The sequence below is a fragment of the Dinghuibacter silviterrae genome (assembly GCF_004366355.1).
Taxonomy (GTDB): Bacteria; Bacteroidota; Bacteroidia; order Chitinophagales; family Chitinophagaceae; genus Dinghuibacter; species Dinghuibacter silviterrae.
This window is the reverse complement of record NZ_SODV01000001.1, coordinates 1,303,376-1,324,604: the sequence shown is the minus strand read 5'-3', so window position 1 is coordinate 1,324,604 and position 21,229 is coordinate 1,303,376. Positions and strand designations below refer to the sequence as shown.

Sequence of the window (21,229 nt, the reverse complement as noted above, 5' to 3'; positions counted from 1 at the left end):
CTATGCTGGTCAGATTATATGGTTGTGCCGTATACGGCATGGACGCGCGCATGATCACCGTGGAGGTGAACGTGAGCGCCGGGCTGCACTATTTCATCGTGGGGCTGGCGGACGGCGCCGTCCGGGAAAGCCTGCGCCGCGTGGAGTCCGCCCTCAAAAGCAACGAATGGCACATGCCCCGCACAAAGATCGTGGTCAACCTGGCTCCCGCGGGGTTCCGCAAATCGGGGACCGCCTTCGACCTGCCTATCGCCCTGGGCGTGTTGGGCGCCAGCGGGCAACTGGACCCCGGTTTCTCTTTGGATGACTACGCGATGATGGGGGAGCTGGCACTCGACGGTTCGGTGCGGCCTATCCATGGGGCGCTGTTGATCGCCGAGCAAACAGCCCGGGCAGGGTTGAAAGGACTCATCGTCCCTGCTGAAAATGCGGCCGAGGCGTCGCTGGCGGATGGTCTTCCGGTTTTTGGCGTTCGGCATATCCGTGAGGTGGTGGAGGTGTTTCGGGACGGCGCGGCGTCGTCACACCGGGTGAAGACCCCCGGCAGGGCGCCAGACACCGCCGGGTCGATCGTTGCCACCCGCGCCCCGCGGTTTGACCGCGCCTTCGGCCCCCTCGACTTTTGTCATGTCAGGGGTCAGCACCTGGCCAAGCGTGCCCTGGAGATTGCCGCCGCCGGCAGTCACAACGTTTTGCTCGTCGGCCCGCCCGGCACGGGCAAAACCATGCTGGCCCAACTGCTGCCCGGTATCCTCCCGCCGCTCACCAGGGAGGAGGCCATCGAGGTCACCCGTGTCCACAGCGTGGCAGGAAGGATCCCCGCGGGTGTTTCCATGGTGACCCAACGCCCCTTTCGTTCGCCCCACCACAGTTCCAGCGCCACATCCCTGGTGGGAGGCGGAAAACCGCCCGGACCGGGTGAAATATCCCTGGCCCACAACGGGGTCCTCTTTCTGGATGAACTCCCTGAATTTCCCCGGATGGCCCTCGAATACCTCCGTCAGCCCCTGGAGGACCGCGTCGTACACATATCAAGGGTAAGCGGAAACCTGGACTTCCCCGCCTCTTTCATGCTCGTGGCTGCTATGAATCCCTGCCCCTGCGGCTATCATACCCATCCATACAAGCCCTGCACCTGCCCCGATACGGCTATCCGCCGGTACTGGCAACGGGTGTCCGGGCCGCTGCTCGACAGGATTGATCTACAGGTGGGCGTGGGCCCCATGGGGTTTGAGGAGCTGGAGTGGAAGGAAGCGGGCGGCGACCCGCCGCGCCCGGACGACGGGGGGCAGGTGGCGCAGGGCTTCTACGCCGGCGACACCTCCGCTACGGTGCGCGCCCGCGTCTGCGCCGCGCGGGCGATTCAAGCACAGCGTTTTGCCGCCCACCCCGGCGTCTACGGGAACGCCCACATGAACGCCGCCCTTGTGCAACGGTATTGCCCCGTGCCGGAAGGAGCAGGGAAGCTGCTACGCGGCGCCATGGAACGACTGCACCTGTCGGCGAGGGCCTACGACCGCGTGCGGAAAATCGCCCGGACCATCGCCGACTTAGGCGGGGAGCGGACCCTGAGACCCGAGCATATCGCGGAGGCGCTCCAGTACCGGGGTCTGGACAAAGACGGCCCGCCGTAGAAAAATCCTACCTTTGCACCCATGCAAGTGAGTGGTTTTACCTTCGTGCGCAACGCCGTCAAATTCGGATACCCTGTTGTTGAATCCATCCGGTCCATTCTCCCCATTGTCGATGAATTTGTGGTTTGCGTAGGCAACTCGGAAGACGAAACGGAAGCCCTGATCCGCTCCATCGACTCCCCGAAAATCCGGATCGTCCCGTCGGTGTGGGATGAAGCGCTGAGGGAAGGCGGGAAGGTCCTCGCGGTGGAAACGGACAAGGCCTTTGCCGCCATTTCCCCGCAAAGCGACTGGGCATTTTATCTTCAGGCGGACGAGGTGGTGCACGAACAATACCTCGATGCCATCCGGCAGACGATGGAACGCTACCGGGACGATCCAAAGGTGGAGGGCCTGCTTTTCCGGTACGAACACTTTTTCGGGAGCTACCGTTTTGTAGGGGACAGCCGGCGTTGGTACAGCCGCGAAATCCGCGTCGTCCGGAACGACAAAAATATCCACTCTTTCAAGGATGCCCAGGGTTTCCGGGTGGTGGATCCCGCCACGGGCGCGCTGCGCAAGCTAAAGGTCAAACCGGTGGATGCGTTTATCTATCACTACGGATGGGTTAAGGATCCCCGGGAGCACGAGAAAAAGCTCCGCTATTTCCCTTCCCTTTGGCGAAACGACAAAGACATGGCGACCTGGACCCAGGCGCTGCCTACGGGCGCGGACGAATACCTGCACAAAGACATCGACTCCCTTGCCCATTTCCGGGGAACACATCCCGCGGTGATGGAAAACCGGGTGTCCGCGGAAGACTGGGTGTTTGACTTCGATACCCGGCAGAAAAAATTCAAAAAGACAAAGGACCGCATACTGTACTGGCTGGAACAAAAAACCGGGAAACGGCTTTTCGAATATAGAAACTATGATTTGTTATGAAACTGTTGCTCTTTTATTTAAAACCCTATAAATGGATCGTGCTGCTGGCGTTGGGGCTGGCGGCCATCAACCAGGCGTTTTCAATGCTGGACCCCATCTACCTGGGGAAAATCATCGATATGTTCGCCAACCATCCGCACAACTTCAACGCCGGCAAAGACTATAAAAACTTCGTGCCCGGCGCCCCGCGGTCGGCAGCCCAATATGCTTTGGGTGTCGCAAAATACCTCGGCATCCTGATCGGCGTGGCCATGGTGTCCCGGATCGCCAAAGCCTTCCAGGATTATTACAGCCAGGTGATCGTCCAGAAATTTGGCGCCACCATCTTCACCGACGGGTTGAAGCGGTCCATGGCGCTTCCCTTTAACGAGTTCGAAGACCAGCGGAGCGGGGAAACGCTGTCCACCCTGACCAAGGTAAGGGCCGATACGGAGAAGTTTATCCTGTCTTTTGTCAACGTACTGTTTGGCATCCTCGTGGGGGTGGTCTTCGTGTGCATCTATTCCTTTGTTCTCCACTGGTCCATCGTACCCATGTATGTGGGCGGCATGTTGATCCTGTCCTGGATGACCAGCGTCCTGAGCCGCAGGATCAAAGGCATACAAAAGAAAATTGTCGCCGAAACCAACGCCCTGGCGGGAAGCACCACCGAATCCCTTCGGAACATCGAGCTGGTCAAAAGCCTGGGGTTGACCAACCAGGAGATCAAACGGCTCAATCAGAACACCTTCAAGATCCTCGGCCTGGAGCTCAAAAAAGTCAAGAACATCCGGCCCCTGAACTTTGCACAGGGCACGTTTGTCAACTTCCTCCGGCAGTCCATCATGTTCCTGTTGTTGTGGCTGGTTTTCCAAAGCCATATCACCGCGGGCCAGGTGATGACCATGCTGTTTTATTCGTTCTTTATCTTCGGCCCGTTACAGGACCTGGGGAACATCATTTTGTCCTACCGGGAAGCGGAGGCGTCGCTCAAAAACTTTCACGACCTGATGCAAAAACCGGTGGAGGAAGAACCCCTGCACCCTATACACCTGGGGGCCATCCAGACACTGTCCTTCGAAAACGTCGGTTTCCAGCACCGGAGCGCCTCGCAAAAGGCCGTCCAGGACATCAGCTTCAAGGCGGACAAGGGCGAGACCATTGCCTTCGTCGGGCCTTCCGGTTCGGGTAAAACCACGCTCATGAAGTTGCTGGTCGGGCTGTACCAGCCGCAAGACGGGCGCATCACCTACAACCATATCGACGGCAAGGATATTCACCTCGACGACCTTCGCAACCAGATCGGCTTCGTGACCCAGGATACCCAACTTTTTTCGGGCAGCATCCGGGAAAACCTGTTGTTCGTCGCCCCCAACGCCACGGACGCGGAATTGATGGAAGCCCTGCACAAAGCGTCCTGCGACCGGCTGCTCGCCAGGGCCGACAAAGGGATTGAAACAGTCATCGGAGAGGGCGGGATGAAGGTGTCCGGTGGGGAAAAACAACGCCTGTCGATTGCCCGGGCGCTCCTGCGTAAACCGGCCCTGCTGATCTTCGACGAAGCCACCTCCGCCCTGGATTCCATCACCGAAGAATCCATCACCGCCACCATCCGGGAAATTTCCGCGGAAGGCGGCCAGATCTGTGTCCTCATCGCCCACCGGCTGTCGACCATCATGCACGCCGACCGGATCTACGTGCTTGAACAAGGCGAGGTCGTAGAGACGGGTTCGCACGAATCCCTTCTGGAGCTGAAAGGACTGTATTACGCGATGTGGAGACAACAGATCGGCGAAAGGAAAAAAACCATTACCCCGGCTTTAAGTGCTAATTGATATGAGTACGCAAGAACCCCGCCCCAACTATCTCTGGAGCATGCTGAACATGCGGTGCCCCCGGTGCCGCCGTGGCAGGTTGTTCAAGGACTACAGCGCCTACAACCTCAAACACACCACCGACATGAACGAAGAATGCCCCGTGTGCAAACAGCCCACGGAGCTGGAACCTGGTTTCTATTACGGGACCGGGTATGTCAGCTACGCCCTGTCCGTGGCCCTGATCGTGGCCTGGTTCGTAGCCTGGTGGGTCCTCATCGGTTTTTCCTCCGAGGACAACCGCATCTTCTGGTGCCTGGGATCGTGCATCGGGTTCCTGTTCCTGTTACAGCCCTGGCTGATGCGCCTGAGCAGGACGGTGTACCTGTGGTTTTTTGTACGCTATGATCCCCATTACAGGGAGCACCCCGTGAAAAAGTACGGGTAGTAAGCAGCGCGTTGCCTGCGGAGCCGCTAGTTCAGCAACTCGATGATGCCCGCAATCCCCTGCCCGCCACCGACGCAGGCGGTCACCATCCCATATTTTTTCTTCAGACGGCGCAGCTCGTGCATCATCTGGATGGTGAGCTTCGTCCCTGTGCAACCCAAGGGATGCCCCAGGGCAATGGCGCCCCCATTGATGTTGACGATGTCGGGGTTCATCCCCAATTCACGGATGACCGCGAGGGACTGGCTGGCAAAAGCCTCGTTGAGCTCCACGAGGTCGATCTGGCTGAGGGACATCCCGGCCTGTTTGAGGGCGCGGGGAACTGCTGCCACCGGACCTATCCCCATGATGCGGGGGTGTACACCGGCCGAAGCGCAGGATACGAGACGGGCAAGGGGAGTGATCCCTAGTTCCTTGACCATCTTTTCCCCCATGACCACGACAAAGGCGGCCCCGTCGCTGGTTTGGGAGGAGTTCCCTGCCGTGACCGACCCACCCGCCGCAAAGACGGGTTTGAGTTTGCCCAGGGCTTCCAGGGAAGTGTCTGCCCGGACCCCTTCATCCGTATCGACGACGTAGGTTTTCTTTTGCCTCTTGCCGGAAGGATCTACGAACGTATCCTCCACATTAATCGGGAGTATACCCGGCTTGAAATAGCCTTCTTTTATGGCCACCTGGGCCCTTTGATGAGAACGCAGGGCAAACTGGTCCTGGTCCTCCCGGGAGACGTTAAATTCCTTGGCGACCGCTTCGGCCGTCAGCCCCATGCTCAGGTAGTAGTCCGGCGTAGTCGACGCCACCGACCAGGCGGGAACCGTTTTCCAGCCGGAGGTCGGCACAAGGCTCATGCTCTCCGTTCCTCCCGCGATGATGCATTCCGCCTGCCCGCTCCGGATCTTGGCCGTGGCGATGGCAATGGTCTCCAAACCGGAGGCGCAATACCGGTTGACCGTCATCCCCGGAACGTCGATCCCCAACGCCCTTACCGAGATCATCCTGCCGATCTGTAAGCCTTGCTCCGCTTCCGGGACGGCGTTCCCTACGATCAGGTCGTCCACCCGTTGCTTTTCCAGTTGGGGAAGGGAAGCCAACACCCCGTTGATCACCTCTACGGCGAGGTCGTCCGGCCTGAAAAACCGCAGCCCCCCGCGTTTGGACTTGCCTACAGCCGTCCTGTATCCTGCTACGATAAAAGCGTCTTGCATAACCATGTCGATTAGTCAACTCAAACCTACAAAATTTCCGACTATCTTCGTTCCCTCATGATGTACGCACTGCTCCGACGGATTTTGTTCAACTTTTCCACCGAATCCGTCCATCATTTTGCCATGGACGTCCTCAGGGCGGCCGACGGCATTCCTCCTGTGCATACCTGGCTGAGCCGCGCTTTTGCCGCCGAACTCCCCCGCACCGCCTGGGGGCTTACCTTCCGCAATCCCGTCGGCCTGGGCGCGGGTTTTGACAAAAACGCCGTCTATCTTTCCGAACTCGACGCACTGGGGTTTGGTTTTGTCGAGATCGGTACGGTCACCCCCCGGCCCCAACCCGGCAACGACAAGCCCCGGTTGTTCCGGCTGCCGCCGGACAAAGCCCTGATCAACCGCATGGGTTTTAACAACGAAGGCGCCGAAGCCGCCGCCGACCGGGTGCGTGCCTGGCGGGAGCGGGGCGGAGGAACGGGGCATAACGCCCTCATCGTAGGCGGCAACATCGGCAAAAACAAGGACACCCCCAACGAGGACGCGGAGAAGGACTACACGCTTTGCTTCAAGGCCCTTCAGGACTGCGTGGACTACTTCGTCGTCAACGTCAGCTCTCCCAACACACCCGGTCTCCGGGCCCTCCAGGAGAAGGATGCCCTGCTCCGTATCCTTGGCAACGTCCAGGAACTCAACCAGGGCCTCGCCCAACCCCGCCCGCTGCTGCTCAAGATCGCCCCCGACCTTACCGAAGGCCAGCTCGACGACATCATCGACCTGGCCAACACCGTCCGGCTCAGCGGGCTAGTCGCCACCAATACCACCATCAGCCGCGAAGGGCTGAGCACTCCTTCCGCCACCGTGACCTCCATCGGCGCCGGCGGCCTGAGCGGCGCTCCTTTACGCGCGCGCTCCACCGAAGTGATCCGGCACATCCGCGAACGCTCCGGCGGCGACCTCCCGATCATCGGGTCCGGGGGCGTATTCACCGCCGGAGATGCCCGGGAAAAATTCGACGCGGGCGCCCTGCTCGTCCAGGTGTGGACGGGATTTATCTACGAGGGACCGGGGATTGTGAAAAAAATCTGCAAGGGGCTTTAGAACAACGTAGGCTCTCCGCCACGGGACCCCATCTTCCTGCCCATGTGCTCATACGCCTTTTCGGTGGCCTCACGGCCGCGGGGCGTGCGTTTGATAAATCCCTCCTGGATAAGAAAGGGCTCATACACTTCTTCGAGTGTGCCGGGTTCTTCGCCCACCGCCGTGGCGATGGTGGTCAAACCGACAGGACCGCCCTTGAATTTGTCGATGATGGCGCCTAAGATGCGGTTGTCCATTTCATCGAGACCGTGTTCATCCACGTTAAGGGCGCGGAGACTGTGTTGGGTGATCGCCAGGTCGATGACACCGTTGCCCAGCACCTGGGCAAAGTCGCGGACGCGGCGGAGCAGGCCGTTGGCGATACGGGGCGTACCCCGGCTGCGACGGGCGATCTCCTGGGAGGCGTCGGAAGTGATGCGGGTATTCAGGATGGCCGCGGAGCGGGCCACGATTTTTTGTAGGGTAGCTGCGTCGTAGTATTCGAGCCGGGACTTGATCCCGAACCGCGAGAGCAGGGGCGCCGTCAAAAGACCGCTCCGGGTCGTGGCGCCGACAAGGGTAAAAGGGTTGAGGCTGATCTGGATGCTTTTCGCATTGGGTCCCGAGTCGATGAGGATGTCGATACGGTAGTCTTCCATGGCTGCGTAGAGGTATTCCTCCACCACGGTCGACAAACGGTGGATCTCGTCTATAAACAACACACCGTTGGGTTCCAGGCTGGTCAAAAGACCCGCCAGGTCGCCGGGTTTTTCGATCACGGGTCCGGAGGTCTCCTTAATTCCGACACCCAGCTCGGCGGCAACGATCCGGCTCAGGGTGGTTTTGCCAAGACCCGGAGGGCCATGGAAAAGAACGTGATCCAGCGCTTCTCCCCGCTTCTTGGCGGCCTTGATAAACACCTTCAGGTTTTCCACGATCTGGGCCTGCCCGGAAAATTCTTCCATTTCCCGGGGCCGGATATTGTTCTCGAACTCGCGATCCGCCGCGCCCTGGTGTTCCTGTCCGCCTTGTAAGTGGGGGTTGCTCATATCCGGTACAAACCTAAGGCTTTATCTTTAGGGACACAAACAGCAACAAAGATGAATTACACACTACTCGGACGAAGCGGGTTAAAGGTCTCCGAGCTTTGTCTCGGCGCGATGGGTTTTGGCACGGAGAACGGCTGGGGCGCGGACAAGGCCACCAGCTTCCGGATACTGGAAGACTTTGCCTCCGCGGGCGGGAACTTTATCGACACCGCCAACCGCTACAAAGACGGCAGCAGCGAGAAGTACATCGGGGAGTTCATGGGCACCCGCGACCGGGATTTTTTTGTGGTGGCGTCCAAGTATTCGCTCTTCGATAACCAAACCAATCCCAACGCTTCCGGGAATAACCGGAAAAACATGATGCGCAGTGTCGAAGGAAGCCTCCGCCGTTTGCAAACGGACTTTATCGACGTCCTTTACCTGCACATCTGGGACCTGCTGACCCCCATCGAGGAGGTCTTCCGGGGTTTGGACGACCTGGTGCGCCAGGGCAAGATCCGGTACGCCGCGATCAGCGATACGCCGGCCTGGGTAGTGGCCCAGGGCAATACACTCGCGGCTTGTATGGGTTGGTCGCCCCTCATTGCCCTGCAGGTGGAGTATAGCCTGTTGCAACGCACGCCGGAGCGCGAATTGATCCCCATGGCGCGTCACTTCGGATTGACCCTGACACCCTGGGCACCACTGGCGGGCGGTGCGCTCAGCGGCAAATACCTCCGGGGCGAAAAGGGCCGGATCAAACCCGAAAGCAAACGCCTGGACGCCCGCAGCCAGGCCATCACGGAAACCGTCGTGGACGTGGCCCGGGAGCTGGGCGTCGCCCCCGCACACGTGGCGCTGCAATGGACGCGGTCGGGTTCCTTTCACTGCATCCCCATCGTCGGCGCGACCCGGCCGGAACAACTGGCCGAGAACCTCCGCGTCGTCGACGTCCGGCTCACGCCGGAGCAGTTGGAACGCCTGGACAACGTCAGCGCCATAGACCTGGGTTTCCCCGGGGAATTTTTTAAGGAAGAAGGCGTACGAACAGGGAACTACGGTGGATTTTACGATCGCATAAACGTCAACAGACCCACGGGGTTCGGGCAGTTGCGTAGGTAGGACTCCCGCTCCGAATAGCGGCATACACCGGGGTAGTCGCCCTTCATGCCCTGTAGGTCAAGGATCACCTGCAGGTGCAGGTGGGGCGGCCACCAGCCGTTTTCCGCGGGTTCGCCGAAGGCGGCCAGTTCCGCGCCCGCGGTGAAAACGTCGTCTTCGCGCTTGCCCTCCAGCGATGCTTTGCTCAGGTGGCCATACAGCGAATACCAATGTGCGCCGGGCGACCCCTGCCCGGGCGACCCATATTCCAGCAATCCGTGTTCCAGGATGATCGTACCGCCGTAATCGCCCCGGGCGCCGTTCCACGCGAGGCTATGGATGCGGCCCGCGACAGGCACATATACGGGTGTGCCCGCGGGGCCCCAGATATCGATGCCAAGATGAAAACGGCGTGGCTCGGCTGCCGCGGCGCCGTCGCGGAGCGCCTCGTCAAAGAGCGGGCTGATCCCATATATTTTTCTTAGCTCCCCATACCCCCCCACCAGATACCGCGCCCCGCTACGGACACGGGTTTCTTCGATAAAAGCATTGAACTTATCCAGATCGTCATATACCGAATCCGTAAGATCCACATTGGCCGCGGAAAGATCAAGCGGAGAAATACGATCGACACCCGGATGAAAAGGTACCACCGGCTGAAACCCAGCCTCCAGTGCACGTTGGAATGTTTCGAGCGGTTTTGGATTCATGGTCCGGGGGTGTATATTTATGTCCTTCGGTGCAACATTACTAAAAACTACATCATGAAGAAAATCTGGTTGCTGACCTTGGGTCTCAGCGCGAGTACCTCCCTACTTCAAGCACAAAACCCACCGCTATGGCTGCGTTACCCCGCCATCTCCCCGGATGGAAAAACGATCGCCTTCGGGTATAAGGGTGACATCTACCGCGTGGATGCGGCGGGCGGCGTAGCGACGCCGTTGACGATCCACGAAGCCCACGATATGATGCCCGTCTGGAGCCATGACGGCAAAACCATTGCTTTTGCATCGGACCGCTATGGCAACTTCGACGTTTTTGTCATGCCCGCCACGGGGGGTACACCGGTACGCCTCACCTACAATAGCGCAAACGACTATCCTTATGATTTCTCCCCGGATGATAAAACGGTCATCTTTGGCAGCGGGCGTAACGCCCCGGCCCAAAGCGTACGCTACCCGACCGGGCTTTTCAAAAACCTGTATAAGGTGTCCGTCGGGGGCGGAAGACCCGTCCTGGTGAGCGCCGCAGGTATTGAAAACGCGCACTACAACAGCAAGGGCACGGCCATCGTCTTCCAGGATACCAAAGGATATGAAGACGAATGGCGCAAACACCACACCTCGGCGGTCACCAAAGACATCTGGGTCTTTGACATCGGGAGCGGCAAGTATACGCGGGTTACGTCATTTCCGGGTGAAGACCGCGAACCGGTATGGGGCGGGGATGACCAAAGCGTGTATTATCTCAGCGAGCAAAACGGCAACCAAAACCTTTTTAAGACCACCACCGGCGGCGGCACCCCCGTTCAGCTGACGACCTTTAAAGACAACCCGGTGCGGCACCTGAGCCGGTCCCAGGACAACACCCTTTGTTTCACCTGGAACGGGGAGATCTATACGATGAAGGAAGGCGGTCAGCCCGCCAAAGTCGCCATCCGTATCGAGAACGACGGCCGGGCGGGGGTGGAAAAGAACCTGCCCATCAACGGCAACATCACCGAATTCACGGTCAGCCCCAATGGCAAGGAAATTGCTTTTGTGTGCAGGGGAGAAGTCTTTGTGACCAGTGTGGAAGGCACACAAACCAAACGCATCACCCGCACTCCCCAACAGGAGCGCATGGTCGAGTGGGCCCCGGACGGCCGCAGCCTGGTGTATGCCACCGAAAGAGGAGACAGTTGGGATATTTACAAAGCCTCGATCGTACGCGCCGAAGAACCTTATTTCTATGCCTCCACGCTGATCAAGGAAGAGCCGTTGATCGCCACGGCCGCGGAGGAATACCAACCGAAATACTCTCCCGACGGTAAGGAGATCGCCTATATCGAAGAGCGCAATGTCCTCAAGGTGTACAACCTCGCCAGCAAGCAATCCCGCACCCTTCTCCCCGAAGGCCACAACTATTCCTACGCAGACGGAGATTGGGATTTTCAGTGGAGCCCGGACAACAAGTGGATCATCACGGAGGACCAACGCGGTCATTTTTTCAGCAGCCACGCGGCCTTGATCAAGGCGGACGGGTCCGGCACCATCCAGTACCCGGTCAACAGCGGGTTCGGCGAGGGCAACGCCAAGTGGGGCATGGGCGGAAAAGTAATGACCTGGACCAGTGGCCGGGAAGGCCGCAAATCGCTGGCCAACCAAGGCAGCCGGGAGCAGGATGTCTACGTTGTCTTTTTCGATAAGAATGCCTACGACCGTTTCCAGCTAAGCAAGGACGACTACGCCCTTCTTCAGGAGAAAGAAGGGAAGGATAAGAAAGACACGTCTGCTAAAACAAAGGACCTCGTCCTCGACCTAACGGACCTGGATAGCCGCAAGGTCCGCCTTACGATCAACAGCTCCTCCTTAGCAGACTACGCGTTGAATGCCGACGGCAGCAAGCTTTTTTACCTGTCGGCTTTCGAGAAGGGGTTTGACCTTTGGGTCACCGAGCCCCGAACACACGACACCCACATCCTGGCCAAGCTCAGCGGTGACGGGAGCTCGATAGAACTGAGCAAGGACGGCAAAAGTCTTTTCCTCAGCAACCACGGTGGCCTGGCCAAAATCGACGTCGATGGCGGGAAAGTAACCCCCATCGGGATCAACGGCGTGATGGACCTCGACGCCGCGGCGGAAAGGGCCTACATCTTCGAACACGCCTGGAGACAGGTGACGAAAAAGCTGTACGACCCCACCATCCACGGGATCGATTGGGCTGGCTACAAAGCCACCTATGCGCGCTTCTTACCTTACATCAGCGACAACTACGACTTCCAGGAACTCCTCAGCGAAATGCTGGGCGAGCTCAATTCATCGCATACCGGCGGCCGTTATGGCCCCAACCCGGCCAACCCCGACCGGACCGCCAGTCTCGGCCTTTTGTACGACGAAACCTATACCGGTAACGGGCTGAAGATCTCCGACGTGATCGAAGGCGGACCTGTAGACAAGAACGCCTCCAAAATCAAAGCCGGGGACATCCTGGAAAAGATCAACGGCAACGCGATCACCGACAACGAGGACTGGGCAAAATGGCTCAACCTCGCCGAGGGCGACAACACCCTCTTAAGCATCTACGACCCCGCCACCGGCACCCGCTGGGACGAAAGCATCCGCCCGATCGGCCGGGGCGCGGAAGGCGCCTTGTTGTACAAACGCTGGGTAAAAAAGATGGACGCCATGGTCAACAAGCTCAGCGGGGGCAAGATTGGCTATGTACACGTACAGGCCATGAACGACGCCAGCTTCCGCGAAACCTACGACGTGGTCATGGGGAAAAACTTTGACAAGCAGGCCCTGATCGTGGACACCCGTTTTAACGGAGGCGGCTGGTTACACGACGACCTGAGTACCTTCCTCAGCGGCAAACACTACCTGTCCTTTGCCCCCCAGGGTCACCTGCTGGAAGGCGGAGAACCCATGGCCCGCTGGCAAAAACCGTCGTGCGTGCTGATGAGCGAAAGCAACTACAGCGACGCCTTTATTTTCCCCTACGCTTATAAGGAGCAGGGCATCGGCAAACTCATCGGGATGCCTGTGGCCGGCACCGGTACCGCCGTTTGGTGGGAGCAGCAGATCGATCCCACGATGGTTTTCGGTATACCGATGATTGCCACCATCGGGAAGGAAAACCGGCCGACCGAAAACCTGCAGGTGGAACCGGATATACGGGTGCCCCTGCCGTATGAGGATTTCCTGTCGGGTAAGGATACCCAGTTGGAGGCGGCGGTGCAGGAAATGCTCAAGGAGACCGGGAACTAGACCGGACACCTGCCGTATCAAAAGCGGACGGTTGCCCGGCCTGCCGGAAGTACAAGCCCATGGCTTTTAGCCGCTTGTGCTTCCGGCATTTTTTTGGCGCCAGGACAGGTATGCTCCGCAACTACCTCAAACTCGCCTGGCGCAACCTCCTGCGCAACCGGACCTCCTCCCTGATCAATATCGGGGGCCTCGCGGCCGGGATGGCCGTCGCCATCCTCATCGGGCTTTGGATCAGGGACGAGTTGTCCTTCGATACCTATCACGCGAACTACGACCGCATCGGGCAGTTGAAGACCCACAACGGGACGGACCTGAACAGCACGTACGATTACCTTCCGCTCCCCCTGGCGGACGCGGTCCGGACGACCTATGCGTCCGACTTCGACGCCGTGGTCCTCTCTTCGGGAAGCGACGACCACATCCTGAGCGCGGGGGATAAAAAATTTACCCAAAGCGGCGCCTATATGCAACCCGCGGCGCCGGACATGCTCACTTTGCACATGCGCGAGGGGTCCCGGCGCGGGTTGTCCGACCCACATTCCATCCTCCTGTCGGGCGGGGCTGCCGAGCGCCTTTTCGGCCAGGAAAGCGCCCTGGGTAAAACTGTGACCATCGACAACACCAGTACCGTCACCGTGACGGGTGTGTACGACGATCTCCCCGATAATTCCAGTTTTTATAACACCACCTTTATCGCGCCCTGGGACCTCCTGGTGTCCACCAACAACTTTGTTAAGGGTGACCTGGGGAACTGGAACGACAATTCTTTTCACATCTATGTCCTGCTATCGCCGCATACGAGCTTTGCCACGGCGTCCGCCCATATCCGCAACATCGAATATCCACACCTGGACGCCGGGAGAAGGGCCAACGACCCCGCCATCTTTGTACACCCCATGAGCCACTGGCACCTACACAATTATTTCGAGCACCGCGTGGAAGTCACCAGCGAGGCCATGAAGTTCGTGTGGTTCTACGGTTGCATCGGTGTGTTCGTACTCCTGCTGGCGTGCATCAATTTCATGAACCTGAGCACCGCCCGGTCCGAAAAACGGGCAAAGGAGGTCGGCATCCGCAAAACGATCGGTTCCGGGAGACCGGCGCTGGTCCGCCAGTTCCTCAGCGAGTCCGTCCTCCTGGCCAGTCTCGCCTGGCTGGCCGCCCTTGTTCTTGTGCAGCTCATCCTGCCCTGGTTCGACGAGGTGTCGGGGAAGAAGATCCCCATGCCCTGGAGCGACCCCTGGTTCTGGGCTGCGGGCGCCGTTTTCGTCCTGTTTACGGGGGTGGCGGCCGGCAGCTACCCGGCCTTATACCTGTCGTCCTTCCGGCCGATCCGCGTGCTCAGGAACCGTTCCTCCAGCCTGCCCCGCAAGGTCCTCGTCGTCTTCCAGTTCACGATTTCGATCGCCCTCGTTATCGGGACGCTCATCGTCTACCACCAGGTACAATATGCCCGGAACCGGCCTGTGGGCTATGATCGCCAGGGACTCCTCCAACTCCCCATGACCACACCCGACTTCAACGGGATATTCGACCGTCTTTCCACCGAACTCGATGCCACCGGCGTCGTGAGCAACGTGGCCGAATCCTCCCTCCCCGTTACCTCCACCTGGTCCAATACCGGAGGGGTTACATGGAAAGGAATGGACCCGAATATGGACGTCGACTTCGCCGTCGTCCGGGTATCCCCGGAATACGGAAAAACCGTCGGCTTCCAGCTCGTGGAAGGCCGCGACTTTTCCCGGTCATTTCCCACCGACTCCACCGGCTTTATCATCAACGAAACCGCGGCCCGGTACATGGGGCTCACCCGCGCCACCGGCACCACGGTACACTGGTCCATCCCCGACGATCATTTTGATAAGAACTTTCACATCATAGGCGTCGTCAAGGACATGGTCATGAACTCGCCCTTCCAAAAAGTAAAACAAACCCTTTATTGGATGGGTGGCGCCCCCAGTTGGATCACGCTTCGCATCCGTCCCGACGTCCCCGCAGGCGTGGCCCTCCCCAAGATCGCCGCGGTGTTCAAACACCTCGTCCCCTCGGCGCCCTTCGACTACGACTTCACCGACGAAGCCTACGCCGCCAAATTTCAGGCGGAAGAACGTGTGGGTAAGCTGGCCGCCTTCTTTGCCCTCCTCGCCGTATTGATCAGTTGCCTGGGCCTGTTCGGGTTGGCCTCTTACACGGCCGAACAGCGCACGAAAGAGATCGGCATCCGCAAAGTCCTCGGCGCTTCCGTCGTCCGCCTTTGGGGGCTGCTGACGGGTGACTTTGTCAAGCTGGTGGTCATCTCCTGCCTGGTGGCAGTGCCGTTGTCTACGTACTTTATGCGCACCTGGCTCGCGCAATACGACTACCGCGTCTCCGTGTCCTGGTGGATCCTCGGCCTGGCGGCCGGCGGGGCGCTCATGGTCACGGTGTGCACGGTGAGCTTTCAGGCGATCCGTGCGGCGCTGGCGAATCCGGTGAAGAGTTTGAAGACGGAGTAAACCGTCATTTAAAAAAGTTCTCTAATAGAAAACTTTTTAGTATTTTTGGGATGTGTTCAACATCATTGCCCGAAAGACCCTATTGGAGTTTTGCAGGAAATATCCGGACGCTGCCTTTGCTTTACAGGAATGGTATCACGACCTATTGCTAGGGAACTACAAAAGCTTCAATGAATTAAAAAGGGACTATCCAACCGCCAGCCTGGTAGGAGATGATAGGGTCGTGTTTAATATCTGCGGTAACAAATACCGGCTGGTTGTCCGGATGGTGTTTGAATATAAAGCAATACAAATCAAATGGTTCGGTCCGCATTCTGCATACGATAAAGTGGACGTGCGCACCGTGACCTACAAAGCAAAATAATAATGACGCTCAAGCCTATAAAAACAAAGAAAGACTACGAAGCCTACCTGGAGTGGGTCGACAGCCTTTTTGAAAAAAAAGTAAAGCCCAATTCACCGGAGGGCGAAACCCTTCAGGTAGCTCTACTGCTGATCAAGCATTACGAAGACCAGCACTACCCAATTCCTTACCCCGATCCTATTGACGCGATTAAAGCTAAAATGCAGGAGAAGGGGTTGCGGAACAAAGACCTCGTCGGCAAGGTGGGGTCAAAGGGGTATATCTCCGCCGTCCTCAACAAAAGAAAACCGTTGACGCTGGAGTTGGCAAAAATCTTTCGAAGAGAACTTGGCGTTTCAGCGGAAGTCTTGTTGTCTTAAAAGAGGGCGCCCTTTTTTACATCACCACATTAATCATCTTCCCCGGCACATACACCACCTTCTTGTGGGGCTTCCCGTCGAGCCATTTCTGGACGATGTCGTTGGCCAGCACCATGCGTTCGACGTCCGCGGTGGACGCATCGAGGGCGATGTCCATTTCGGTACGGGTCTTGCCGTTGATGGCGATGGGATAGACCTTGGATGACTCGACAAGGTACTTGGGCTCGAACACGGGGTATGGAGCGTCCAGGATGGACGTCCTGTAGCCCAGTTGGTGCCAGAGTTCCTCAGAAACGTGAGGTGCGTAGGGCGTGAGCAGGATCAGCAGCGGGCCCAGGATGGCCTTTTTGTGGCAATCCAGGTCGGCGAGTTCGCCGGTGCAGATCATAAAGGCGCTGACCGCGGTATTGAAAGAAAAACGCTCGGTATCCTCCTCGATCTTTTTGATGGCCTTGTGGAGGACCTTGCGTTCCGCGTCAGTCGGGGTGGCGTCGTTCCAGACGGCGCCTTTTTGCTCGTCAAAGAACAAACGCCAGAGCTTGCGCAGGAAGCGGTGGACGCCTTCGATGCCCTTGGTGTCCCAGGGTTTGCTTTGCTCAACGGGGCCGAGGAACATTTCGTACATGCGGAAGGTGTCGGCGCCGTAGCGTTCCACCAACACATTCGGGTTAACGGTGTTGAAAAGGCGCTTACTCATTTTTTCCACTTCGGTTCCGCAGATATAACGGCCGTCTTCGAGAATAAAGTCAGCGTTGGCATATTCCTTACGCCAGGCGCGGAACGCCTCCAGATCGAGCTCAAGCCCGTCAACGATATTGACGTCTACATGCAATGCGTCGGTTTCATAAGCGCCGCGCAGGCCGGCGGAAACAAACTGGCCGGTTTCGCGGACCCGGTATACGAGCCGGCTGCTCCCCTGTATCATCCCCTGATTCACCAGCCGCTTAAACGGCTCGTCAAAGCCGATGTGTTCGAGGTCGAACAGGACCTTTGTCCACATACGGCTGTAGAGGAGGTGTCCGACGGCGTGTTCGGTGCCGCCTATATAGAGGTCGACCTGGTTCCAGTAGTCGCTGACGCGCCGGTCGCAAAAGGCAGTATTATTCCCAGGGTCCATATACCGCAGGAAGTACCAACTGCTGCCGGCATACCCGGGCATGGTGTTGGTCTCCAGGTGACGGGCGGTCCAGGCGGGAATGTTGGCCAGGGGGCCTTCGCCCTCTGGGCCGGGGCCATATTTCTCGATGTGGGGCAGTTCGAGGGGGAGTTCCGAAACGGGCAACGGTGAAGCAATCCCGTCCGACCAGACGATCGGGAACGGTTCGCCCCAGTAGCGTTGGCGGCTGAAGGCGGCGTCGCGCATCTTAAAGTTCACCTTGCGGCGGCCGATCTTCATGGATTCCAGACGGTCGATGACGACACCGATGGCATCGCGCATGACCTGCCCGTCCAGAAACCCGCTGTTGGAAAGAACGGCGTCTTTGGTGGGGTTGGCGGCCTCACCGGTATAATGGGAGCCGATGATGTTGGTAATGGGGAGGCCGAAATGCTGCGCGAACTTGAAGTCGCGCTCGTCCCCGCAGGGCACGGCCATGATGGCGCCGGTGCCGTAACCCGCCAGGACGTATTCGGAGATCCAGACGGGGATGCGGCGATCCGGGTCGAAGGGGTGGACAGCGTAAGCCCCGGTAAAGCAACCGGTAATTTTTTTCTCGGCCATGCGTTCCCGTTCGCTCCGGCTTTTCACGTAGGTGACATATTCGGAAACGGCAGCGGCCTGATCAGAGGAAACAATGCGCTGGATGAGCTCATGCTCAGGTGCCAGGACCAGGAAGTCGACCCCAAAGATGGTATCGGGGCGGGTGGTATAGACTTCGATGCGATCGGAGGCGTCAAAAAGCGCAAAGTGCAGGTTCGCGCCATAGCTCTTGCCAATCCAGTTGGTCTGCATCTCTTTCATGGCATCGCTAAAGGCGATGCGTTCGAGCCCTTCCAGGAGGCGGTCGGCGTATTCGGTGATCCGGAGGTACCACTGACGGAGCTTTTTCTTGACAACGGGATATCCCCCGCGTTCGCTCAGGCCGTTGATCACCTCGTCGTTGGCCAGGACGGTGCCCAGGGCCTCGCACCAGTTGACCTCTCCGTAACCGCAATAGGCGAGGCGGTATTGCATCAGGATGTCGGCCTTTTCACGAGGTGTGAAGCCGGCCCAGGCAACCGAGTCGAACCGGAGCGCTTCGTTCCCCGGACAGGGCGCGCCCTCGTTCCCTTCCAGGACAAAGGCGGCTTCGAGAACGCTGATGGGGCGGGCCTTCCCTGCTTTGCGGTCAAAATAGCTGTTGAACAGCTCCAGGAAGATCCACTGGGTCCATTTATAGTAAGAAGGTTCGCTGGTCCGGAGCTCCCGGCTCCAGTCGAAGCAAAAACCGATGTTATCGAGCTGTTCGCGGAAGGAACGGATATTGGCGTCCGTGGTCACGGCGGGGTGTTGACCGGTCTCCAGGGCGTATTGCTCCGCGGGCAGGCCGAAGGCGTCATACCCCATGGGATGCAGCACGTTAAAGCCTTTGAGCCGTTTGTAGCGGGCGTATATATCCGAGGCGATGTAACCGAGGGGATGCCCTACGTGAAGACCGGCCCCGCTGGGATAGGGGAACATGTCCAGGACGTAGTATTTGGGTTTGGAAAAGTCATTTTCCACCTTGTAAGCGCCTGACTGCGTCCATTCGCGTTGCCATCTCTTTTCGATGTCTCTGAAGTTATATTCCATAGTAATATTTTGGGGCGCTGGTTCGTTAGAAGGAGAACAAAAGTACGTAAACAAGCTAAAATCTATATTTTTGAGGACATGACCACCGCTACTACGAGCAAGTTTTCCGCCAAGCGCTCCAAGCCCTCTTATTTTTTTTCGATCCTGGGCGTAGCCCTTGTATTGTTCATTATAGGGATCCTGGGGTGGATCGTCATCAACGCCGGCAAGCTGGAAGAGTACCTTAGGGGTAATGTGGAGATCCAGGCCTTTATCCGGGAAAATACCCCCCAACGGGAAGTGGACAGCCTGAAGGCCTATATCGCCGCGCAGCCCTATACGCGCCAGGTCGAATACGTGTCGAAGGATATGGCCAAGGAGCGCTTTGTCAAAGACGGGAACGACGACTGGTCAAGGGTTCTGGACTACAACCCCCTCCCGGCCAGCCTGGATTTCAAGGTCGCGGGCGAATATGTCAACCAGGACAGTCTATCGGCCATCACCCGGGACATCCAGCAACACCTCATCATCAGCGAGGTCAAGTACCCGGTGGCCGTAGTCGACAACCTCAACCGGAACGTCCGCAAGGCCGAGCTCATCCTCCTGGTGATCGTCATCCTGCTGGGCATCGTCGCCATCGTGCTGATCGATACGACCATCAAACTATTTATGTTTAGCAACCGGTTCCTGATCAAAACCATGCAAATGGTGGGGGCCACCCGGGTCTTTATCGCCCGTCCGTTCAGCCTGAAAGCGGTCCTTAATGGGCTGATCAGCTCCGTCCTGGCCATCATGGCAATCGTCGCCCTGATTTTCTGGGCCGAACAGGCGCTACCAGACCTCAAAGCATTGAGAGACAACATATTGCTGGGTGCTCTTTTTGGATCCATGCTCGTGATCGGGGTCAGCATCACCTACCTCAGCACCTACCGGTCTGTGGTAAAATATTTAAAAATGAAGCTCGACGACTTGTACTAGAGCCGAAAAGTTTACATTTGACGCCTTAAAGCATTGACCCCATGGCCAAACAAGCCGAAAACGTGAAAAAAGAGACCGTTGCCGCCAAACGTACCTCCACCCTTTTCGAAGCCGACAACATCAAATGGATGATCATCGGGGGCGTCGTCCTCGTCCTGGGTCTTCTCCTGATGGCCGGTGGCAAGTCCAAGGATCCTAACGTCTTCGACCCCCACGAGGTGTACAGCATCCGCCGGGTGACGATTGCGCCGCTCCTGGTCGTCGGCGGCCTGATCATCGAGATCTATGCCATCATGAAAAGGCCAAAGGCGAAGGCATGAGCATCCTCCACGTTATCATCCTTTCCATCGTTGAAGGGCTGACTGAATTCCTCCCGGTTTCTTCCACCGGGCACATGATCGTCACCAGCTCCCTCCTCGGGCTGGAGAAAACGGACTTCCTGGAATTGTTCGAAATCTGCATCCAATTGGGCGCCATCCTGGCGGTGGTTGTGCTATACTGGAAGAAATTCTTCGACTTCGCCCGCTGGCGTTTTTACGGCAAGCTCCTGATCGCACTGATTCCCGCCCTTGTATTGGGCGTTATTTTTGCCCATAAAATCAAGGAGCTTTTGAAGATGCCTGCCGTCGTGGGGGTCAGCTTTCTGGTGGGCGGGATTGTCCTTCTTTTTATCGACAACGTTTTCAAAAATCCCGTCATCGACGAAGAAGAAGGGATCAGCTATCCAAAAGCCTTTATCATCGGGATCTGGCAGTGTCTGGCCATGATCCCCGGGGTCAGCCGGAGCGCCGCCTCCATCATCGGGGGGATGCAGCAAAAGCTCACCCGCCGGGCGGCCGCCGAATTTTCCTTTTTCCTGGCCGTGCCCACGATGTGCGCCGCCACCGCCAAGGACCTCTGGGACTACCACAAGGCACACGGCGCCCTGGCTTCGGGCGAAATCAAATACCTGGCCTTAGGAAACGTCATCGCTTTCGTGGTGGCCATCCTGGCAATGAAGTTTTTCGTCGACTACCTGAAAAAACACGGTTTCAAGCTTTTCGGTTATTACCGCATCCTGGCGGGGATCATCGTGCTGCTCCTCGTCTGGAAGGGCATCCTTCAGTAAA

At 58.2% G+C, this 21,229-nt stretch carries 17 protein-coding genes; 13 read left to right on the top strand and 4 right to left on the bottom strand.

Going from position 1 to position 21,229, the window contains the following annotated elements:
- The first annotated feature begins 2 nt into the window (after window positions 1–2).
- Genes EDB95_RS05860 through EDB95_RS05845 form a run of 4 tightly spaced genes read left to right on the top strand, consistent with a single transcriptional unit; the run spans window position 3 to window position 4,799 of the window.
- On the top strand, window positions 3–1,634 hold the full coding sequence (locus EDB95_RS05860; RefSeq protein WP_133991503.1) for a YifB family Mg chelatase-like AAA ATPase: 1,632 nt from the start codon (window positions 3–5) through the stop codon (window positions 1,632–1,634).
- A 21-nt stretch (window positions 1,635–1,655) separates the two neighbouring features.
- Window positions 1,656–2,558, top strand: a complete 903-nt coding sequence (locus tag EDB95_RS05855) for a glycosyltransferase family protein (protein WP_133991501.1) — start codon at window positions 1,656–1,658, stop codon at window positions 2,556–2,558.
- Entirely contained in the window at window positions 2,555–4,372 is a 1,818-nt protein-coding gene (locus tag EDB95_RS05850; RefSeq protein WP_133991499.1) for an ABC transporter ATP-binding protein, read from the top strand. The genes EDB95_RS05855 and EDB95_RS05850 overlap by 4 nt, the downstream gene beginning before the upstream one ends.
- 1 nt (window position 4,373) lies before the next feature.
- Window positions 4,374–4,799: a DUF983 domain-containing protein gene (locus tag EDB95_RS05845; RefSeq protein ID WP_133991497.1), complete on the top strand. Its 426-nt coding sequence runs from the start codon at window positions 4,374–4,376 to the stop codon at window positions 4,797–4,799.
- Window positions 4,800–4,825: 26 nt separating this feature from the next.
- On the opposite strand, the gene EDB95_RS05840 is transcribed toward EDB95_RS05845, so the two are convergent.
- Window positions 4,826–6,004: a thiolase family protein gene (locus EDB95_RS05840; protein ID WP_133991495.1), complete on the bottom strand. Its 1,179-nt coding sequence runs from the start codon at window positions 6,002–6,004 to the stop codon at window positions 4,826–4,828.
- Between the two features lie 57 nt (window positions 6,005–6,061).
- On the opposite strand from EDB95_RS05840, the gene EDB95_RS05835 reads away from it, so the two are divergent.
- Window positions 6,062–7,099 carry a quinone-dependent dihydroorotate dehydrogenase gene (locus tag EDB95_RS05835; protein ID WP_246073540.1) on the top strand — a complete coding sequence of 346 codons (1,038 nt, stop codon included), beginning with the start codon at window positions 6,062–6,064 and terminating at the stop codon, window positions 7,097–7,099.
- Here EDB95_RS05835 and ruvB read toward each other — a convergent pair.
- Complete coding sequence (gene ruvB, locus EDB95_RS05830) at window positions 7,096–8,127, bottom strand: Holliday junction branch migration DNA helicase RuvB (RefSeq protein ID WP_133991493.1); 1,032 nt, start codon at window positions 8,125–8,127, stop codon at window positions 7,096–7,098. The genes EDB95_RS05835 and ruvB overlap by 4 nt on opposite strands.
- A 51-nt stretch (window positions 8,128–8,178) precedes the next feature.
- Here ruvB and EDB95_RS05825 point away from each other — a divergent pair, with 51 nt between their 5' ends.
- Window positions 8,179–9,228, top strand: coding sequence for an aldo/keto reductase (locus EDB95_RS05825; RefSeq protein WP_133991491.1), 1,050 nt, complete (start codon window positions 8,179–8,181; stop codon window positions 9,226–9,228).
- Here EDB95_RS05825 and EDB95_RS05820 read toward each other — a convergent pair.
- Window positions 9,174–9,917, bottom strand: a complete 744-nt coding sequence (locus EDB95_RS05820; protein WP_133991489.1) for a peptidoglycan DD-metalloendopeptidase family protein — start codon at window positions 9,915–9,917, stop codon at window positions 9,174–9,176. The two genes, EDB95_RS05825 and EDB95_RS05820, sit on opposite strands and share 55 nt — an antisense overlap.
- 54 nt (window positions 9,918–9,971) lie before the next feature.
- Between EDB95_RS05820 and EDB95_RS05815 the strand changes: the two genes are divergently transcribed.
- The 4 genes from EDB95_RS05815 to EDB95_RS05800 are packed head-to-tail and all read left to right on the top strand — an operon-like array spanning window position 9,972 to window position 16,393.
- Window positions 9,972–13,175 carry a S41 family peptidase gene (locus EDB95_RS05815; RefSeq protein WP_133991487.1) on the top strand — a complete coding sequence of 1,068 codons (3,204 nt, stop codon included), beginning with the start codon at window positions 9,972–9,974 and terminating at the stop codon, window positions 13,173–13,175.
- A 59-nt stretch (window positions 13,176–13,234) separates the two neighbouring features.
- Window positions 13,235–15,670: an ABC transporter permease gene (locus EDB95_RS05810; protein WP_246073538.1), complete on the top strand. Its 2,436-nt coding sequence runs from the start codon at window positions 13,235–13,237 to the stop codon at window positions 15,668–15,670.
- A gap of 52 nt (window positions 15,671–15,722) precedes the next feature.
- The gene (locus EDB95_RS05805; protein WP_133991485.1) at window positions 15,723–16,034 is read left to right on the top strand and encodes a type II toxin-antitoxin system HigB family toxin; all 312 of its coding nucleotides are present in this window, start codon (window positions 15,723–15,725) and stop codon (window positions 16,032–16,034) included.
- Window positions 16,035–16,036: 2 nt separating this feature from the next.
- Entirely contained in the window at window positions 16,037–16,393 is a 357-nt protein-coding gene (locus EDB95_RS05800; protein ID WP_133991483.1) for a helix-turn-helix domain-containing protein, read from the top strand.
- A 16-nt stretch (window positions 16,394–16,409) separates the two neighbouring features.
- Here EDB95_RS05800 and leuS read toward each other — a convergent pair whose 3' ends face one another.
- The gene (gene leuS / locus EDB95_RS05795; RefSeq protein ID WP_133991481.1) at window positions 16,410–19,163 is read right to left on the bottom strand and encodes a leucine--tRNA ligase; all 2,754 of its coding nucleotides are present in this window, start codon (window positions 19,161–19,163) and stop codon (window positions 16,410–16,412) included.
- A 78-nt stretch (window positions 19,164–19,241) separates the two neighbouring features.
- Here leuS and EDB95_RS05790 point away from each other — a divergent pair, with 78 nt between their 5' ends.
- Genes EDB95_RS05790 through EDB95_RS05780 form a run of 3 tightly spaced genes read left to right on the top strand, consistent with a single transcriptional unit; the run spans window position 19,242 to window position 21,228 of the window.
- Window positions 19,242–20,120, top strand: a complete 879-nt coding sequence (locus tag EDB95_RS05790) for a cell division protein FtsX (protein ID WP_133991479.1) — start codon at window positions 19,242–19,244, stop codon at window positions 20,118–20,120.
- Between the two features lie 41 nt (window positions 20,121–20,161).
- On the top strand, window positions 20,162–20,440 hold the full coding sequence (locus tag EDB95_RS05785) for a DUF3098 domain-containing protein (RefSeq protein WP_133991477.1): 279 nt from the start codon (window positions 20,162–20,164) through the stop codon (window positions 20,438–20,440).
- Complete coding sequence (locus EDB95_RS05780) at window positions 20,437–21,228, top strand: undecaprenyl-diphosphate phosphatase (RefSeq protein ID WP_133991475.1); 792 nt, start codon at window positions 20,437–20,439, stop codon at window positions 21,226–21,228. Before EDB95_RS05785 ends, EDB95_RS05780 begins: the two co-directional genes overlap by 4 nt.
- The last annotated feature ends 1 nt before the right edge of the window (window position 21,229 follow it).

Coding starts and splice junctions, on each gene's coding strand:
- EDB95_RS05860 (WP_133991503.1), top strand. CDS start 3: ATGCTGGTCAGATTATATGGTTGTGCCGTATACGGCATGGACGCGCGC.
- EDB95_RS05855 (WP_133991501.1), top strand. CDS start 1,656: ATGCAAGTGAGTGGTTTTACCTTCGTGCGCAACGCCGTCAAATTCGGA.
- EDB95_RS05850 (WP_133991499.1), top strand. CDS start 2,555: ATGAAACTGTTGCTCTTTTATTTAAAACCCTATAAATGGATCGTGCTG.
- EDB95_RS05845 (WP_133991497.1), top strand. CDS start 4,374: ATGAGTACGCAAGAACCCCGCCCCAACTATCTCTGGAGCATGCTGAAC.
- EDB95_RS05840 (WP_133991495.1), bottom strand. CDS start 6,004: ATGCAAGACGCTTTTATCGTAGCAGGATACAGGACGGCTGTAGGCAAG.
- EDB95_RS05835 (WP_246073540.1), top strand. CDS start 6,062: ATGATGTACGCACTGCTCCGACGGATTTTGTTCAACTTTTCCACCGAA.
- ruvB (WP_133991493.1), bottom strand. CDS start 8,127: ATGAGCAACCCCCACTTACAAGGCGGACAGGAACACCAGGGCGCGGCG.
- EDB95_RS05825 (WP_133991491.1), top strand. CDS start 8,179: ATGAATTACACACTACTCGGACGAAGCGGGTTAAAGGTCTCCGAGCTT.
- EDB95_RS05820 (WP_133991489.1), bottom strand. CDS start 9,917: ATGAATCCAAAACCGCTCGAAACATTCCAACGTGCACTGGAGGCTGGG.
- EDB95_RS05815 (WP_133991487.1), top strand. CDS start 9,972: ATGAAGAAAATCTGGTTGCTGACCTTGGGTCTCAGCGCGAGTACCTCC.
- EDB95_RS05810 (WP_246073538.1), top strand. CDS start 13,235: ATGGCTTTTAGCCGCTTGTGCTTCCGGCATTTTTTTGGCGCCAGGACA.
- EDB95_RS05800 (WP_133991483.1), top strand. CDS start 16,037: ATGACGCTCAAGCCTATAAAAACAAAGAAAGACTACGAAGCCTACCTG.
- leuS (WP_133991481.1), bottom strand. CDS start 19,163: ATGGAATATAACTTCAGAGACATCGAAAAGAGATGGCAACGCGAATGG.
- EDB95_RS05790 (WP_133991479.1), top strand. CDS start 19,242: ATGACCACCGCTACTACGAGCAAGTTTTCCGCCAAGCGCTCCAAGCCC.
- EDB95_RS05785 (WP_133991477.1), top strand. CDS start 20,162: ATGGCCAAACAAGCCGAAAACGTGAAAAAAGAGACCGTTGCCGCCAAA.
- EDB95_RS05780 (WP_133991475.1), top strand. CDS start 20,437: ATGAGCATCCTCCACGTTATCATCCTTTCCATCGTTGAAGGGCTGACT.